We start from the raw sequence: 16,930 nt of genomic DNA on the forward strand, positions 1-16,930 counted from the left end.
CCCGGCTACAGCGGGACGCCGTGCTCCTGGAGCCAGGCCACCGGATCGACCCCCGACCCCAGATAGGGCGTGAGCCGCACCTCGAAGTGCAGGTGCGGCCCGGTCGAATTGCCCGTCGTGCCGGCCTGGCCGATCCACTGCCCGGTGCGCACCTGCTCGCCCTGGTCCACGCTCACGCCCGCGAGATGCGCGTACTGCGAGTAGTAGCCGCCGGGGTGCTGGACGACGATCTCGATGCCGAAGCCGCCGCCGCACGACACCGAGACCACCCGGCCCGCACCGATGGAACGGACCGGCGCACCGATGTCCACGGCGAAGTCCTGTCCGGTGTGCCGTCGCGCCCAACGCTCACCGGTGCTGTTGAACCCGGCGGACAGGCTGTAGCGCTCGACGGGCGTGACCCACTCAGGCCCCGCCGGTTCGGCGGGCTGCTCCAGTCGTACGGCGCCCGCGCACTTGCCCGCCGCCACGCTGCTGTCCGCCTCGCTCTGCAACTTCCACTGCGCGGTCTCCAGCTTCGTCTCGATACCGCGCTTGACCACCGCGAGCCGTTCCTTGCGCGCGGCGAGGTTCCGCCAGGCCGCCCGCGCCTTCTCCTCGGCCCGCACCAGCTGCACCTCGGCCCGCCGCACCTGCTCAAGCAGCCGCTTCACCGCCCGTTCCGCCTGTGCCGCGACGAGGTAGCCGCGCAGCAGGGTGTCGGGGCTGTCGGCGAGCAGCAGCCGAGCCGTGTGGGCGAGCGAACCGCCGGTGCGGTACTGCTCGCGCGCAACGCCGCCGATGGAGTCGTGGATCACGCCGAGCCGTGCCCTGTGCTCGCTCAGCCTGAACTGGAACTGCTCGGCCGTGACCTGCTGGGCGTCCGCCGCCCGCCTGCCCCGCTCGTACTCCTCGGTGGCCTTGGCCGCATCCGCGTAGAGCCGCGCCACCTGGACGGCGGTGGGCGGTTCGGGCTGGTCCGCCCCTGGCGCGGGAGCCGCAGGCTCATCGGCCCCGACCGCAGGCGGCGCGGGCTCGTCGGCCCCGACGGCCGGGGGTGCCTCTGCGCGGGGCGGCTCCGCCGCGGGGAACGGCGTGAGGGGCGGGTCGGCCGCGGGGAACGGCGTGAAGAACGGGTCCGCCGCAGGGAACGTGAAAGGCGGGTCCGCCGCAGGGAACGGCGTGAAGGGCGCGTCCGCCCCGGGGAACGGGGCGGGCGCGTCCGACGGGATGGCCGGCGGCTCCGGCTCCTCGGACGCCACGGCGGATGCCGGCGCACCGAGGAGCGTGCACAGCACCACCGGAACGATCAACAGCCGGTCACGGTGTCTCAAGCGCATTCCGCATCGTTACCCGGCTCCTCCACCGAGCCGGGCAATGGTGCGGTTTGTACGCCCGCCTGGCCCAGCAGTCACCGCAGCTCGGGCTACGACCACCCGCCGAACGGGCCTGCGCGGGTGCCCGGCCGTCGCCAGGAGCCCTTCAGCCGCGCGTCCCCAACCCCGGTCGTGCCCGCGCCAGTCCTGACGGATGCCCGATCCGCTGCCGCTCGATCCGCCCGGCGACTCGGCCTGCCGCCCAGATCACGCCGCCGGCTGCACCGGCATCCGGCATCCAACGACCTGCCCCGGATCGGGACGTCCGGGGACGTCCGCGCCGGAGCGTCGCGGGGACGGTCCGGTCCCTGCGCGGGAGGGACGGCGGGGCGGCCGGCCGCACGGGGACGGGATCGCGGAACAGGCCTCGCCGGCCGTCGGGATGGCGCACCGATCGAGCGCACGGCCTCCAGGAGCTGCGGCACACGAGCGGTGAGTTCGGTGACAGGGCCTGGAGGCCGCGCGTCGCCGGGCCGCGGGATCAAACGGCCCTGCGGGCGAGGACGCTGCATGAGTTGACGCTAATGAGCCATGCCTGAGGCGGAAAGTCGGGCGCTGTGGGCGTCGGTGGCCGTCTCCCGCTCCAGCATCGACCGCAGCGGCCCTTCGATCAGCGCGAGTTCGTCATACCGGCCCCGCTGCACGACGCGCCCTTCCTCCAGCACCACGACCTCGTCGACGGCTTCAAGACCACGCAGGCGATGGGTGATCAGCACGGTCGCCGGGCCCGCACCGCTCCGCTTCTCCGCCGCTGCCAGCAGGTCGGCGGTGAGCGCGTCGGCGGTCGCCAGGTCGAGATGCTCGGCCGGCTCGTCCAGGACGAGCACCGGGAAGTCCGCGAGCAGAGCCCGCGCCAGGGCGAGCCGCTGCCGCTGACCGCCGGAGAGCCGGGCACCGTGCTCGCCGACGAGCGTGTCGAGCCCTTCGGGCAGCGCGTCGGCCCAGTCCAGCAGCCGCGCCCCGGCCAGCGCCCGCCTGAGGTCGTCCTCCGTGGCCTCCGGCCGTGCCAGGCGCAGGTTCTCGCGCAGTGAGCTGTCGAAGAGATGGGCGTCCTGCGCGCAGAGGCCCACGAAACGCCGTACCGCATCACCGTCCAGGGCCTCCGCGGGAACACCGCCGAGGGTGTACGTCCCCGAGCCCGCGTCGAGGAAACGGAGCAGCACCTGGGCGAGTGTGGTCTTCCCCGACCCGGACGCGCCGACGACGGCCACCCGCCTGCCCGCCGTGAGCGTCAGGTCGACGCCGCTCAGGGCGTCCGCCTCCTGGCCGCCGTACCGGGCACCGATCCCGTGCAGTTCCAGCGGAAAGGCGGTGGCGGGCGGCGCCGCCGGGTGCCGCGGCTCGTGGACGGGCACGGGCGCGTCCAGCACTTCGTGCACCCTCTCGGCACTGCGCTCCACCCGTCGGCGGTACTGCACGGCGAGCGGCAGTCCGGTGACCGTCTCGAAGGCGGCGAGCGGCGTGAGGACGACGACGGCCAGGCAGACGCCGGTGAGCCGGCCGTCGTGCACCGCCTGGATGCCGACGAGCGCGGCGCCCACCACCGTCAGGCCGCAGATCAGCGAGGAGAGCCCGCCGCCGAGCGCCGTGGCGGCCGCTCCCCGCGCGGCGATGCGGGTCAGCTTCCGGTCCGCGTCACGTGCCGTCTCCAGCCGCCGCGGCAGTGCCCCGGCGACGGTCAGTTCGGCCGTTCCCCGCAGCAGGTCGGTCACCGTGGTGGCGAGTGCCCCACGTGCGGGCGCGAGCTGCCGCTCGGCCCGCCGGGCGACGGATCCGCTGAGCAGCGGCACGCCGACACCAGCGGCCAGCAGGCCGGCGGCGAGGACGGCGCCCGCTTCGGGCAGCAGCCAGGCGGTGAAGGCGACGGAGGCCGCGCCGACGACGACGGCCGCTCCCGCGGGGAGCATCCAGCGCAGCCAGTAGTCCTGGAGTGCGTCCACATCGGCGACCAGCCGCGAGAGCAGGTCCCCGCGCCGGGTCCGGCGCAGCCCTGCGGGCGCGATCCGCTCCAGCCTGCGGTAGACCGCGACCCGTGTCTCGGCCAGCATGCGCAGCACCGCGTCGTGGGAGACGAGCCGCTCCGCGTAGCGGAAGACGGCCCGCCCGATGCCGAAGGCCCGGGTCGCCGTCACGGCGACCATCAGGTACAGCACCGGCGGTTGTTCGGACGCCCGGGAGATCAGCCATCCCGAGACGGCCATCAGTCCGACCGCCGATCCGAGGGCGAGACTGCCGAGCAGCAGCGCCAGGGCGAGCCGGCCGCGCAGTCCGTCCGCTGCCGCACGGACCCGTAGCAGCTCGGACCGTACGCCACCGGAGGCGGAAGCCCGCGCACCGGACGGCTCCCCATCGACGCACTCCTCCGGCCGGACCGCCGCGGCCGCCCGCACCGGGGCGGCGGCGGGGCCGGGCGTCCGAGCGGGTGCGGAGTCGGCGCGGGTGAGTGTGACCACCCGGTCCGCCACGGCCAGCAGTGCCGGGCGGTGCACGACCAGCAGGACCGTGCGCCCCTGTGCCAGCCGGCCCACGGCCTCGACGATGCCCTCCTCCGTCGCGCCGTCGAGCGCGGCGGTCGGCTCGTCGAGCAGCAGCACCGGCCGGTCGGCGAGGAACGCCCGCGCGAGCGCGAGCCGTTGCCGCTGCCCCGCGGACAACCCCGAGCCGTCCTCACCGAGCACCGTCTCCTCGCCTTGGGGAAGCGCGGCGACGAAGTCGTACGCCCCCGCCTCCCGCAGCGCGGCGCGCACCGAAGCGTCGTCCGCGTCCGGTCGGGCCAGCCGTACGTTGTCCGCGATCGTCCCGGCGAAGAGGTACGGGCGCTGCGGCACCCAGGCGATCTGCTGCCGCCAGAGCCCCGAGTCGATGGCAGTGAGATCGGTGCCGCCGATCCGCACCTGTCCTTCAGCCGGTTCCACGAACCCCATCAGCACATCGAGCAGCGTCGACTTCCCGGCGCCGCTCTCCCCGACCAGGGCCACCGTCTCCCCGGGCTCCACCACCAGTGAGGCCGAGGAGGGAGCGGCCTCGCCGCGTCCCGGACGGCGTACGGTCACCCGGTCGAACTCCAGCCGGAGCTCGTCGGGGACCCGCCCGCCGCCGGTGCGCCTCGGCTCGGTGCCCAGCACCTCGAAGATCTCCTCGGCGGCCGCGAGCCCCTCGGCCGCCGCGTGGTACTGCGCGCCGACCTGGCGCAGCGGCAGATAGGCCTCGGGGGCGAGGACCAAGATCACCAGACCCGTGTACAGATCGAGTTCACCGTGAACCAGACGCATGCCGATGCTGACGGCCACCAGCGCCACTGACAGCGTCGACAGCAATTCGAGCGCGAAGGACGACAGGAACGCGATCCGCAGCGTGCGGACCGTCGCCTGCCGGTACTGCGTGGTGATCGACCGGATCGACTCTGCCTGGGCCTTCGCCCGGCCGAACACCTTGAGCGTCGGCAGGCCGGCCACGACGTCCAGGAAGTGTCCGGAGAGCCGGGACAGCAGCTGCCACTGACGGTCCATCCGGGACTGAGTGGCCCAGCCGATGAGCACCATGAAGAGCGGGATCAGCGGCAGCGTCACCACGATGATCGCCGCGGACACCCAGTCCTCGGTCACGATCCGGGCCAGCACCGCCACCGGGACCACGACCGCGAGCCCCAACTGCGGAAGGTAACGCGAGAAGTAGTCGTCCAGCGCGTCGATGCCGCGTGTCGCCAGCGTCACCAGAGCCCCGGTGCCGGCCCCGGCCGGGACGGCACCTGCCACCCGGCCGGGACCCAGTTCGGCCGCCCTCGCCAACAGGCGGCCGCGCAGCTCGGACTTGACCGCCGCACTCGCCCGGTGGGCTGCCAGTTCGGTCAGCCAGGCGACGAGTGCCCGGCCGGCCGCCACAGCCGCCAGCAGCACCAGCGGCATCGAAAGCCCCGGCACGGTCAGCCCCCGCTGGAAGGCCCCGACCACCACCTCGGCGACGAGCATCGCCTGCGTGATGACGAGCAGCGCACCGACGAGGCCGAGGAAGACCACCACGGCAAGGAACAGGCGCGTGGCGCGGGCGTACCGCAGGAGGCGCGGGTCGATCGGTTTCACGTGAAACATCCCTCGCTAGTGCGAGTCGGCCAAGTGCTGCGTGCCGATCCGTTTGCGGAACACCCAGTACGTCCAGCCCTGGTAGAGCAGCACCAGCGGGGTGGCGACCGCCGCCAGCCAGGTCATGATCTTCAAGGTGTACGGGCTCGACGAGGCGTTCGTGACGGTCAGGCTCCAGGCGTCGTCCAGCGTGGAGGGCATGACGTTCGGGAAGAGCGTCAGGAACAGCATCGCCACGGCCGCCGCGACGGTCACTCCCGACAGAGCGAAGGACCAGCCCTCGCCCCCGGCCTTGATGGCGACGACCGCACCGACCAGCGCGGCCACGGCGATCGCCATGGTGATCAGACTGCTCATGTCACCGCGCGACGCCTGCGTCCACGCCAGGAAGCCCAGGGCCAGAGCGGCCGTGACCGGTCCCAGCTTCAGCGCCAGGGCCCTGGCCCGTACCCGGATGTCCCCCACCGTCTTCAGCGCGGCGAAGACCGTGCCGTGGAAGGTGAACAGTGCGAGCGTCACGAGCCCGCCCAGGAGGGCATACGGATTGAGCAGATCGAGGAATCCGCCCACGTATTCCTTGTGCTCGTCGATCTCGACCCCGTGCACGATGTTGCCGAACGTCACACCCCACAGCACGGCAGGCAGCAACGACGTCCAGAAGATCGCGTGTTCCCAGTTGGTCTGCCAGCGCTCCTCGTCCCGCTTGTGCCGGTACTCGAAGGCCACGCCGCGCACGATCAGGCACACCAGGATGAGAAGCAGCGGCAGATAGAAGCCGGAGAACAGGGTGGCGTACCAGTCGGGGAAGGCGGCGAAGGTCGCGCCGGCCGCGGTCAGCAGCCACACCTCGTTGCCGTCCCAGACGGGCCCGATGGTGTTGATCAGCACTCGCCGCTCGGCCCGGTCCCGGGCGAGCAATTTCGTCAGGACACCGACTCCGAAGTCGAATCCCTCCAGGAAGAAGTAGCCGATCCACAGAACGGCGATGAGTACGAACCAGACGTTGTGGAGTTCCATGCCTCAACAGCTCCTCAGCGGTCTCAGTACGAGGGCGGTCTCAGTACGAGAAGGCCATCGGCCGGTCGGCGTCGCGGTCGTCGCCGCCGATCCGGGTGGGCGGGTTGAGGTCGGCCTCCGTCAGTTCGGGCGGCCCCGCCTTGACGTACTTCACGAGCAGCCTGACCTCGATCACGGCGAGCACCGCGTAGAGCAGGGTGAAGACGGACATCGAGGTGATGACCTCCGCCTGTGACACACCGGGGGAGACCGCGTCCCGGGTCTGCATCACGCCATAGACGACCCAGGGCTGCCGGCCCATCTCGGTGAAGATCCAGCCCCAGGAGTTGGCGATCAGCGGGAACCCCGTCGTCCAGAGCGCCAGGAGCCAGTACAGCCGGGTGAGCCTTGTCCCGAGCGGCTTTCGCAGGAGTACCAGGTGCGGCACCTCGTCCTCCGCGGTCCGCAGGGCGGCCGGCAGCAGGAACTTCCTCCGTGTCAGCCACAGCCCCAGCAGACCGAGGGAGAAGGAGGCCATACCGAAGCCGATCATCCAGCGGAAGCCCCAGTAGGCGACGGGGACGATGGGCTTGTAGTCACCAGGGCCGAACTTCTCCTGCAGCGCCTTGTTGGTGTCGTTGATGCCGGGCACGTACGAGTCGAAGTCGCTGTGGGCGAGGAAGGACAGCAGCCCGGGTATCTCCAGGGCGACCTTGTTGTGCCCCTTGTCGACGTCCCCATAGGCGAACACGGAGAAGGGCGCCGGCTCCTCGCCGTCCCACAATGCCTCGGCGGCGGCCATCTTCATCGGCTGCTGCTCGTACATGACCTTGCCGAGGGTGTCCCCGCTGACCGCGGTGAGCACGCCGCCGACCGCCAGGGTGACCAGGCCGAGCCGGAGCGAGGTCCGCATCACCGGGATGTGCTTCTTGCGCATCAGGTGGAAGGCGGCGATGCCGACCAAGAAGGCCCCGCCTGTCAGGAAGGCAGCCGAGAAGCTGTGGAAGACCTGGTTGAGCGTGGTGTTCTGGGTCAGGACCGCCCAGAAGTCGGTCAGCTCGGCGCGGCCCTTCTCCTCGTTGATCCGGTAGCCGACGGGGTGCTGCATCCAGGAGTTGGCCGCGAGGATGAAGTACGCCGACAGCAGCGTGCCGATCGAGACCATCCAGATGCACGCCAGATGGATCTTCTTGGGCAGCTTGTCCCACCCGAAGATCCACAGGCCGATGAACGTCGATTCGAAGAAGAACGCGATCAGTGCCTCGAAGGCGAGCGGCGCACCGAAGATGTCACCGACGAAGCGCGAGTAGTCGGACCAGTTCATGCCGAACTGGAACTCCTGCACGATTCCGGTCACCACGCCCATGGCTATGTTGATCAGGAACAGCTTGCCCCAAAACTTGGTGGCTCTGAGGTACTTCTCCTTCTCCGTGCGGACCCAGGCCGTCTGCAGGCCGGCCGTGAGCGCGGCGAGCGAGATCGTGAGGGGCACGAAGAGGAAGTGGTAGACGGTGGTGATGCCGAACTGCCAGCGCGCCAGGGTCTCGGGCGCCAGCGCCAGGTTCAGGTCCACGTCGTCTCTCCTTACATCGGCGTGGTCACCGGGTCACCCGCCATTCCCTCTCATGAAGGACCAAACCAGGCGAGCTTGTGAACGCGTTCACATTCACAAGCCATTATGGCCGAAACGAAATCCGTAGCTCTCACCGGGGTCCCTCCAGGCGCCCTCTTCTCAAAATTTTCAACACATTGTTGAATTCAGGGGATGCGGATACGCATCTCATGGCCGACCGGTCAGCTGACCGCCTCGATCGACGAAACCCCCACGAGCAAGGCGCTCATGAGGGTTCTGCCGTTCTCCGCCACGGCACTGATCTGGGGGAAGAGGTCTATTTCGAGACACCCGTCTCCCGCGGCCCGGAACCGGACGCCCGCCAGGGCGTGGAGCCGGGCACGGTCGCCTTCTGGACCGACGGCGACGCCCTGGCCCTGCCCCACGGTCCGACGCCGATCTCCCGCGGCTGGGGTCCCCCCGAACGGTGTTCGGGGGAGAGTGCCGCCTCGCGAGCCCGTGCAACATCCTCGGACGCATCGACGGCGACCCGCGCCGGCTCGCGTCCGTACGCGCCGGAGACCCGATCCGCGTGGAGCTGGTCACCCCCGACCGGGCCTGACGCCGGCACGGGTAGGTCCCAAGCCGGTCGGGAGGGGACCCGTCCGGAAGCACCCGTCCGAAAGGAGCCGGTCCGGAAGGAGCCGGTCCGGAAGAAAGCCGGTCCGGAAGAGAGGAGCAGGGTCAGACGAACCGGTCAACAGGGACGCAGCCGCTTCAGAGAGACGCGCGGAAGGCCTCCGCTGTGTGCAGGAACAGGTCGTTGGCCTCGCACTCGCCGATGGTCACCCGCACGCCCTCGCCTGCGAACGGCCGCACCACGACGCCCGCCTTCTCACAGGCGGCCGCGAAGTCGATCGTGCGCTCACCGAGGCGCAGCCACACGAAGTTCGCCTGCGTCTCCGGGACGATCCAGCCTTGCTTGACCAGGGCATCGTGGATCCGGTTGCGCTCGCACACCAGCGACCCGACCCGCCCCAGCAGCTCGTCCTCCGCCCGCAGCGAGGCCACCGCCGCATCCTGCGCGAGCTGCGAGACGCCGAACGGCACCGCCGTCTTGCGCAGGGCGGCGGCCACCGGCTCATGGGCGATCGCGAAACCCACCCTCAGCCCGGCGAGGCCGTACGCCTTCGAGAAGGTACGCAACACCGCCACATTGGGGCGGTCGCGGTAGATCTCGATGCCGTCGGGGACGTCCGCGTCGCGGATGAACTCGCGGTATGCCTCGTCCAGCACCACCAGCACATCCGACGGCACCCGGTCCAGGAAGCGCTCCAGCTGCGCCCGGCGCACCACGGTGCCGGTCGGGTTGTTGGGGTTGCAGACGAAGATCAGCCGGGTCCGGTCGGTGATGGCGTCCGCCATCGCGTCCAGATCGTGTACATCACCCGGGGTCAGCGGCACCTGCACGGACCTCGCCCCGCTGATCTGCGTGATGATGGGGTACGCCTCGAAGGAGCGCCATGCGTAGATCACCTCGTCGCCGGAGCCCGAGGTGGACTGGAGCAGCGACTGGGCGACGCCCACCGAGCCGGTGCCGGTCGCCACATGGGACGCGGGCACCCCGAACCGCTCGGCCAGCTCATTGACAAGGCCGGTACAGGCCATGTCGGGGTAGCGATTGAAATTCTGCGCCGCGGCCACGGCGGTCTCCATGACACCGGGCAGCGGCGGATAAGGATTCTCGTTGGAGGAGAGCTTGAAGGCGACCGGGCCGCCGGCCGCCGCGGGCTTACCCGGCTTGTAGGTGGGAATGCCGTCCAGCTCGGCGCGCAGCTTGGGGCTCTTCTCGCTCACCGCAGGTCCTCCTCGATCATCCATGTGGGTACCGCACCAATACTCCTCACCTTATGAGGATTCCCGGCTGCTGCGAATGGCCGCAGCCAAGGAAAGGGGGAGCGCTCCGACCTGGCGCGCGCCGGTGGCTCACGCCGTGGCGCGCGTCCCTCGTAATGGTGAGTTGAGACCTCTTCGCAACATGGGCCCCCCGACAGGCCCATGCGGCCGGATAACCGATACATCGAGCCAAGTAGTCCCAACTCCCTGGATTTCTATGAGGTTTGAGCATTAATGATCATGCAGAAACGTGCCTGTCAACGCCTGCATATGCGACCGGCCAGACCCACCGCGCGAGCCCTACTATCGGCTCGCCATGACAGCAGCAGGGAAGCACCAGGTGAGCCGGACGGACACATCCCGCCGAGGCAGTCGGCAAGGCAGAGCGGGCATCCGGGACGTCGCCGCCGCAGCCGGAGTCTCCATCACGACTGTCTCCGACGCGCTCAACGGGAAGGGCCGGCTTCCGGACGCCACCCGCCGGCACGTCCGCGAGGTCGCCGACCGGCTGGGCTACCGCCCTTCCGCCGCGGCCCGCACGCTGAGAACCGGGAAATCGGGCTTAATCGGCCTGACCGTGACGACGTACGGGGACGAACCCTTCACCTTCACGGAATTCGCGTACTTCGCGGAGATGGCGAGAGCCGCGACCTCCGCCGCGCTCGCCCGCGGCTACGCCCTCGTCATCCTCCCCTCCACCTCCCGCCATGACGTCTGGTCGAACGTCGCACTCGACGGCACCGTCGTCATCGACCCCTCCGACCACGACCCCGTCGTGACCGAGCTGGTGCGCCAGGGCCTGCCCGTCGTGTCCGACGGACGCCCCGCCGGCACACTCCCGGTCACCGCCTGGGTCGACAACGACCACGAAGCCGCCGTACTGGACCTGCTCGACCATCTCGCCGCCGCCGGCGCCCGCCGGATCGGCCTGCTCACGGGCACCACCACCGACACCTACACCCGGCTGTCGACCACCGCGTACCTCAACTGGTGCGAACGCGTCCGCCAGGATCCGGTCTACGAGTCCTACCCCGCACACGACCCGTGCGCGGGCGCCGTCGCCGCCGACCGCCTGCTTGCCCGGCCCGACCGGCCCGACGCCGTCTACGGCCTCTTCGACCCCAACGGCACCGATCTGCTGGCCGCGGCACGGCGCTACGGTCTGCGTGTCCCCGACGACCTGCTGCTCGTGTGCTGCAGCGAGTCCACCGTGTACGCCACCACGGAACCGCCGATCACCACCCTCTCGCTCAAACCCCGCCGGATCGGCACGGCCGTGGTCCAGCTCCTGATCGACGCCATCGAGGGAATCGACGAGGACCGGCCGGTCGAGCAGGTGATACCGACCGAACTGATCGTCAGGACGTCCTCGCAGCGCCGCCCTCCGCGCACCACGGTCAGCGCGCCACGGTCCCCGGCGAAGGACTAGACCAACCCATTGTGGGGCGAAAAGGCCGATGAACCGGGGGTGCGGAAGGATTCACCACCCCTGGTGCGTCACACACCGCCGGGCTCATTCCTATGATGGGCGAACGACACCGCGGACCACCCCGACCAGGCTGGGCCGAGAGGTGAACGGCGGCGCGACGGTGGTGGAGGGGTCGATGACTCAGGGGGCCGGTCAAGGACCCGTGGTGCGGACGGCAACGCTGCGCGATTTCCGCGTTCCGCCGTACGCGCAGGTTCCCGTTCAGTCGCAGTCCGTGGACCCCGGCCGATCCGGCCACCCCGGCAACGCGTTCCCCGAGGGCGAGCCGCCGGAGGGCTACACCCCCACCGCACGCGACCTTCCCGTGATCACCCGCGGCGGACCGGGCGACACCGTGCAGGTCACGGTCGCCGTGGACGACCGCCCGGCACCCGACGGCCTCGGTCCGCTCTACGTCGTCGGCGACGTCCACGGCTACCTCGACGAACTCCTCGCCGCGCTCACCGAGAAGGGCCTCATCGACTCCGAGGGCCGTTGGTCCGCGGGCAACGCCCGGCTCTGGTTCCTCGGCGACTTCACCGACCGCGGCCCCGACGGCATCGGCGTCATCGACCTCGTCATGCGGCTGTCCGCCGAAGCCGCGGCCGCCGGCGGCTACTGCAAGGCGCTCATGGGCAATCACGAGCTGCTGCTGATCGGCGCCAAGCGCTTCGGGGACACCCCCGTCAACTCCGGGGCGGGTACCGCCACCTTCCAGGCGGCATGGCTTCTCAACGGCGGCCAGAAGTACGACATGGACCGCCTTCAGGAGGTCCATCTGCAGTGGATGGCCCGGCTGGACGCGATCGTGGAGGAGGACAGCCATCTGCTGCTCCACTCCGACACCACCGCCTACCTCGAATACGGCTCGACCATCGAGGACGTCAACGACGCCGTACACGCGATCCTCACCCGTAACGACGCCGACGAGTGCTGGGACCTCTTCCGCAAGTTCACCAAGCGCTTCGCCTTCCGCGACGAGGGCGGCCCGCAGGCGGTGCGGGAACTGCTGTCCGCATACGGCGGCAAGCGCGTGGTGCACGGCCACAGCCCGATCCCGTACCTGCTCGGCGAGGTCGGCACCGAGGACGGCGAGGACGGTGAACGCCCGGTCGTCGAAGGCCCGCATGTGTACGCGGACAACCTGGCCATCGCCATGGACGGTGGAGTGACCATGGCCGGAAAGCTTCTCGTCCAGCGACTCCCGTTGCCGGGCTGACCCGGTCGGCGGCATGCGATTTACTCAAATCCCCTGTCACGCCGTGCCGTAACCGCTCTACCATCGGCTTATCCGTAGCAGGCTCTCCTCCGTTTCCGCCCAACTGCCCGGCATCCTCGGGCGATCCGGCCCTACGGAGCATCGGGGGATGCACATGAACAGCGCTCCGCACCTGCTGAACGAGGACCGCGCCGAGTTCGAGCGAGTCCTCGACGACGCACTGCGCGACGCCCGCGACCGTCTGGATCCGGCCGCCGTGGAAGCGCGTCGCCTGAGCACGGAACAGCTGCGCACCATGGCCCTCAACGCGACGGCGCTGATCACCACTTCCGCCGCCGCCGAGTACGAGCACTATGTGAAGGTCCGCGCGGAGATGCGCGCGCCCGCCGCTGCCGAGCGCGGCCCCGTGCTCGCGCCCCCGGTCGGCGAGGCGGCCGAGACGGGTGCCGGATTCGCGGCCGTCGTCACCGTCCTGGCGCCGCTCCTCGCGGGCACGGCCGCGGCGATCTTCCTGATCGTCGGCTACCTCGTCAAGATGGTGAGCCCCACCCCGTCCTTCGCCGACACGCTGGTCCGCACCGGATGGGTCTTCGGGGCGATCACGGCCGCCGCCATCCTGATGGCGGCCGTCGCCCTGCTGCTGACCGCGCTGCGCAACGGCGCCAGCCATGTCGCGGACGGCCGGCCGGCGGACGACCTCCCGGACGAGGTCCGGATCGCCAAGGATGCCTGGTGCGAGGCCCTGCGGGAACGGGGCATCCTCCCCTTCCTGCGCGCTGCTCTGACTGAACCGGCCACCACGGCGTCACCCGCCGATCCCCCGCACCCCGTGAGCCGTATCCCGAAGATCGGCTACAGCGGACCGGACTTCTCCAGCCCCGCCGAGGGACGGGTCTCGGGCCGGCGTCCGACCTTCACCAGCCCGGACTTCTCCAGCCCCGACTTCGGCGGCCCCGAACACCAACCGGACTGACCGGCGGCGCGCGTGCTCACCGACACCACCCTGAAACGCCGGCGTCCCCCGGAGCGTGTGCCGGGGGACACTGAGACGCCGGACGATCAGTCCGCGATCGGCAGATAGACCCGGTTGCCCGCCGCGGCGAACTCCCTGGACTTCTCCGCCATGCCCACCTCGATGTCCTCCTGACTGTCGCCGTGCTGACGGCGGATGTCCTGGGAGATCTTCATCGAGCAGAACTTCGGACCGCACATCGAGCAGAAGTGGGCGGTCTTCGCAGGCTCGGCCGGCAGCGTCTCGTCGTGGAACTCCCGTGCCGTGTCCGGGTCGAGCGCCAGGTTGAACTGGTCCTCCCACCGGAACTCGAAGCGGGCGTCGGACAGCGCGTCGTCCCACTCCTGGGCGCCCGGGTGGCCCTTGGCCAGGTCCGCCGCATGGGCCGCGATCTTGTAGGTGATCACGCCGGTCTTCACATCGTCGCGGTTGGGCAGGCCCAGGTGCTCCTTGGGCGTCACGTAGCAGAGCATGGCCGTGCCCCACCACGCGATCATCGCCGCGCCGATGCCCGAGGTGATGTGGTCGTACGCCGGGGCCACGTCGGTCGTCAGCGGGCCGAGCGTGTAGAACGGCGCCTCCTCGCAGATCTCCTGCTGGAGGTCGATGTTCTCCTTGATCTTGTGCATCGGGACATGGCCCGGGCCCTCGATCATGGTCTGCACGTTGTGCCGCTTGGCGATCCGGTTGAGCTCACCCAGCGTGCGCAGCTCCGCGAACTGCGCCTCGTCGTTGGCGTCCGCGATCGACCCGGGCCGCAGGCCGTCCCCGAGCGAGTACGTCACGTCGTACGCGGCGAGGATCTCGCAGAGCTCCTCGAAGTTCTCGTACAGGAACGACTCCTTGTGGTGCGCCAGGCACCACGCCGCCATGATCGAGCCGCCGCGCGAGACGATGCCCGTCTTCCGGCGCGCGGTCAGCGGGACGTACCGCAGCAGCACACCGGCGTGCACCGTCATGTAGTCGACGCCCTGCTCGGCCTGCTCGATGACCGTGTCCTTGTAGACCTCCCAGGTCAGCTCCTCGGCCTTGCCGTCGACCTTCTCCAGCGCCTGGTAGAGGGGCACGGTGCCGATCGGCACGGGGGAGTTGCGCAGGACCCACTCGCGGGTGGTGTGGATGTTGCGGCCCGTCGACAGGTCCATGACCGTGTCGGCGCCCCAGCGGGTGGCCCAGGTCATCTTCTCCACCTCCTCCTCGATGGAGGAGGTGACCGCGGAGTTGCCGATGTTGGCGTTGACCTTCACCAGGAACCGCTTGCCGATGATCATCGGCTCGATCTCGGGGTGGTTGACGTTGGCCGGCAGGACGGCCCGGCCCGCCGCGATCTCCTCCCGCACCACCTCGGGCGAGACGTTCTCGCGGATGGCGACGTACTCCATCTCCGGCGTGATCTCGCCCCGGCGGGCGTACGCCAGCTGCGTCACCGCCTGCCCGTCCCGGCCCCGGCGCGGCTGGCGCGGGCGGCCGGGGAAGACGGCGTCGAGGTTGCGCAGTCCCCCGCGCGGCGACGTGTGCTTGATCCCGTCGTCCTCGGGCCGGACCGGTCGGCCCGCATACTCCTCGGTGTCGCCGCGCCCGATGATCCAGCTCTCCCGCAGCGGTGGCAGGCCGCGCCGTACGTCGGTCTCGACGCCGGGATCCGTGTAAGGCCCCGACGTGTCGTACAACGTCACGTCCTTGCCGTTGGTGAGGTGCACCTTGCGCACCGGCACCCGGAGGTCGGGGCGCGAGCCCTCGACATATCCCTTGTGCCAGCCGATGGACTTCCCGGCCTCGTCGTTCTGGTTCGAGGCAGGCGTGCGTGCGTCCGATACGGTCATGAGACCTACTCCCTACGCCGGCATTACCCGGTAACAGGTTCGGCGGTCGGCGCAGCTGTCCCATACAGATGTACGGAGGTCAGCGCCCTCTCAGCCCGGTGCTCCGAGCTCCCGCGTGTGCAAAGGTGCCACCACGCTAGCGTCATGTCTGGCGTGCTGAACAGAGGCCCCCTCTCGTTCTTGCGATGATCTGGAGGTGACCTCATCACCGCAACGTCCCGATCCGCAGGGCCCCGCCACCGCTCACGTGCACAGTCATGGGCCCGCCGCGCCCGTCTCACAGCACCTCCGCAAGGTCATTGCGGCGGTGCTGATCCCCTTCGCGACGGCCGTCCTCGTCGGACTTGCCGTGATGTGGCCGGGCGGGACGCCCGGTCATGAGCGCTCCGGCGTGGGCTTCGACCGCCAGACCGAGCAGGGCAGGGTGGTGAGCGTCGAGAAGGTCGACTGCAAGGACGTCAACGCCGGCCAGGTGCCGCCGACCGGCGACACCTCAACGCCCGAGGGACGTGAGGCGGTCAACGCGCAGCGGGGCGACTGCGGAAAGGCCACCATCGAGGTCATCACCGGCAAGGACAAGGGCCGCACCTTCGTCGAGATCGTCCAGCCCGACGCGCCACGGCAACTGCGGGAGGGTCAGGGCGTCGTGGTGGCGTACGCCCCGGACGCGCCTCGCGATCTGCAGTACTCGGTGACCGATGTGGACCGCGAGTTCCCGATGGCCCTGCTGGCGGGCATCTTCGCCCTGGTGGTCGTCCTGGTGGGGCGGATGCGCGGCGTGATGGCGCTGATCGCGCTCGCCGTCTCGTTCGCCGTGCTGACACTGTTCATCCTGCCCGCGATCCTGCAGGGTTCGAATCCGCTGATCGTCGCGGTGGTCGGGGCGAGCGCGATCATGCTCATCGCGCTCTACTTGTGCCACGGCATCACCGCGCGGACCTCTGTCGCCGTGCTGGGCACGCTGATCTCGCTGCTGCTCATCGCTCTGCTCGGCTCGCTGTTCATCGGCTGGGCCAGCCTCAGCGGCAACACCGACGACAACACCGGCCTGATCAAGGGCCTCTACCCGAACATCGACATGAGCGGCCTGCTGCTCGCCGGAGTCATCATCGGCTCGCTCGGCGTGCTCGACGACGTCACGGTGACGCAGACCTCTGCGGTCTGGGAACTGCACCAGGCCGACCCGGACATGGGGCCGCGCGCCCTCTACCGCTCCGCCATCCGGATCGGCCGCGACCACATCGCCTCGGTCGTCAACACCCTCGTGCTCGCCTACGCGGGCGCGGCACTGCCGCTGCTGCTGCTCTTCTCGATCGCCCAGTCCAGCGTGGGCACCGTGGCCACCAGCGAGCTGGTGGCGGAGGAGATCGTACGAACCCTGGTGGGCTCGATCGGCCTCGTCGCCTCCGTACCGGTGACCACCGTGCTCGCCGCCCTGGTCGTCTCGGCGGACCGGCCGGGCCGTCCCGCCACCGGGGCGGCCGCCTCCGCGCGCGGCACCCGGGGCAGGCGCCGCAAGAAGTGACGGGC

At 70.2% G+C, this 16,930-nt stretch carries 10 protein-coding genes, 1 pseudogene and 1 riboswitch; of the genes and pseudogenes, 5 read left to right on the forward strand and 6 right to left on the reverse strand.

Features of this window, described 5'->3' with window-relative positions:
* Window positions 1-5: 5 nt before the first annotated feature.
* The 4 genes from ACH5AF_RS17535 to ACH5AF_RS17550 form a co-directional block, all read right to left on the reverse strand.
* Window positions 6-1,313 (reverse strand): peptidoglycan DD-metalloendopeptidase family protein, encoded by a 1,308-nt coding sequence (locus ACH5AF_RS17535; protein WP_398902520.1) that lies wholly within the window; start codon window positions 1,311-1,313, stop codon window positions 6-8.
* Window positions 1,314-1,876: 563 nt separating this feature from the next.
* Window positions 1,877-5,434, reverse strand: a complete 3,558-nt coding sequence (gene cydD / locus ACH5AF_RS17540) for a thiol reductant ABC exporter subunit CydD (protein WP_398902521.1) — start codon at window positions 5,432-5,434, stop codon at window positions 1,877-1,879.
* A gap of 15 nt (window positions 5,435-5,449) precedes the next feature.
* Entirely contained in the window at window positions 5,450-6,451 is a 1,002-nt protein-coding gene (gene cydB / locus ACH5AF_RS17545) for a cytochrome d ubiquinol oxidase subunit II (protein WP_398902522.1), read from the reverse strand.
* A gap of 40 nt (window positions 6,452-6,491) precedes the next feature.
* Window positions 6,492-7,997, reverse strand: a complete 1,506-nt coding sequence (locus ACH5AF_RS17550; RefSeq protein WP_398902554.1) for a cytochrome ubiquinol oxidase subunit I — start codon at window positions 7,995-7,997, stop codon at window positions 6,492-6,494.
* Window positions 7,998-8,195: 198 nt separating this feature from the next.
* On the opposite strand from ACH5AF_RS17550, the pseudogene ACH5AF_RS17555 reads away from it, so the two are divergent.
* Window positions 8,196-8,604: pseudogene (locus tag ACH5AF_RS17555) on the forward strand (cyclophilin-like family protein).
* Between the two features lie 155 nt (window positions 8,605-8,759).
* On the opposite strand, the gene hisC reads toward ACH5AF_RS17555, so the two are convergent.
* Complete coding sequence (hisC, locus tag ACH5AF_RS17560) at window positions 8,760-9,839, reverse strand: histidinol-phosphate transaminase (protein ID WP_398902523.1); 1,080 nt, start codon at window positions 9,837-9,839, stop codon at window positions 8,760-8,762.
* A gap of 355 nt (window positions 9,840-10,194) precedes the next feature.
* On the opposite strand from hisC, the gene ACH5AF_RS17565 reads away from it, so the two are divergent.
* From ACH5AF_RS17565 to ACH5AF_RS17575, 3 genes are all read left to right on the forward strand, one after another.
* Window positions 10,195-11,307, forward strand: coding sequence for a LacI family DNA-binding transcriptional regulator (locus tag ACH5AF_RS17565; RefSeq protein WP_398902524.1), 1,113 nt, complete (start codon window positions 10,195-10,197; stop codon window positions 11,305-11,307).
* A 160-nt stretch (window positions 11,308-11,467) separates the two neighbouring features.
* Entirely contained in the window at window positions 11,468-12,565 is a 1,098-nt protein-coding gene (locus tag ACH5AF_RS17570) for a metallophosphoesterase (protein ID WP_398902555.1), read from the forward strand.
* A 148-nt stretch (window positions 12,566-12,713) separates the two neighbouring features.
* On the forward strand, window positions 12,714-13,538 hold the full coding sequence (locus ACH5AF_RS17575; protein WP_398902525.1) for a hypothetical protein: 825 nt from the start codon (window positions 12,714-12,716) through the stop codon (window positions 13,536-13,538).
* A gap of 86 nt (window positions 13,539-13,624) precedes the next feature.
* Here the strand turns inward: ACH5AF_RS17575 and thiC are convergent, their stop codons facing one another.
* Window positions 13,625-15,400 carry a phosphomethylpyrimidine synthase ThiC gene (gene thiC, locus ACH5AF_RS17580; protein ID WP_398902526.1) on the reverse strand — a complete coding sequence of 592 codons (1,776 nt, stop codon included), beginning with the start codon at window positions 15,398-15,400 and terminating at the stop codon, window positions 13,625-13,627.
* Window positions 15,393-15,525: riboswitch (TPP riboswitch) on the reverse strand. Its footprint overlaps the gene before it by 8 nt.
* A 71-nt stretch (window positions 15,526-15,596) precedes the next feature.
* Between thiC and ACH5AF_RS17585 the strand changes: the two genes are divergently transcribed.
* A complete protein-coding gene (locus ACH5AF_RS17585) occupies window positions 15,597-16,925 on the forward strand; it encodes a YibE/F family protein (RefSeq protein WP_398902527.1) in 1,329 nt (442 codons plus the stop codon).
* Window positions 16,926-16,930: the final 5 nt, after the last annotated feature.

It is taken from the genome of Streptomyces sp. NPDC018833 (assembly GCF_044390825.1).
In the GTDB taxonomy this organism is placed as follows: Bacteria; Actinomycetota; Actinomycetes; order Streptomycetales; family Streptomycetaceae; genus Streptomyces.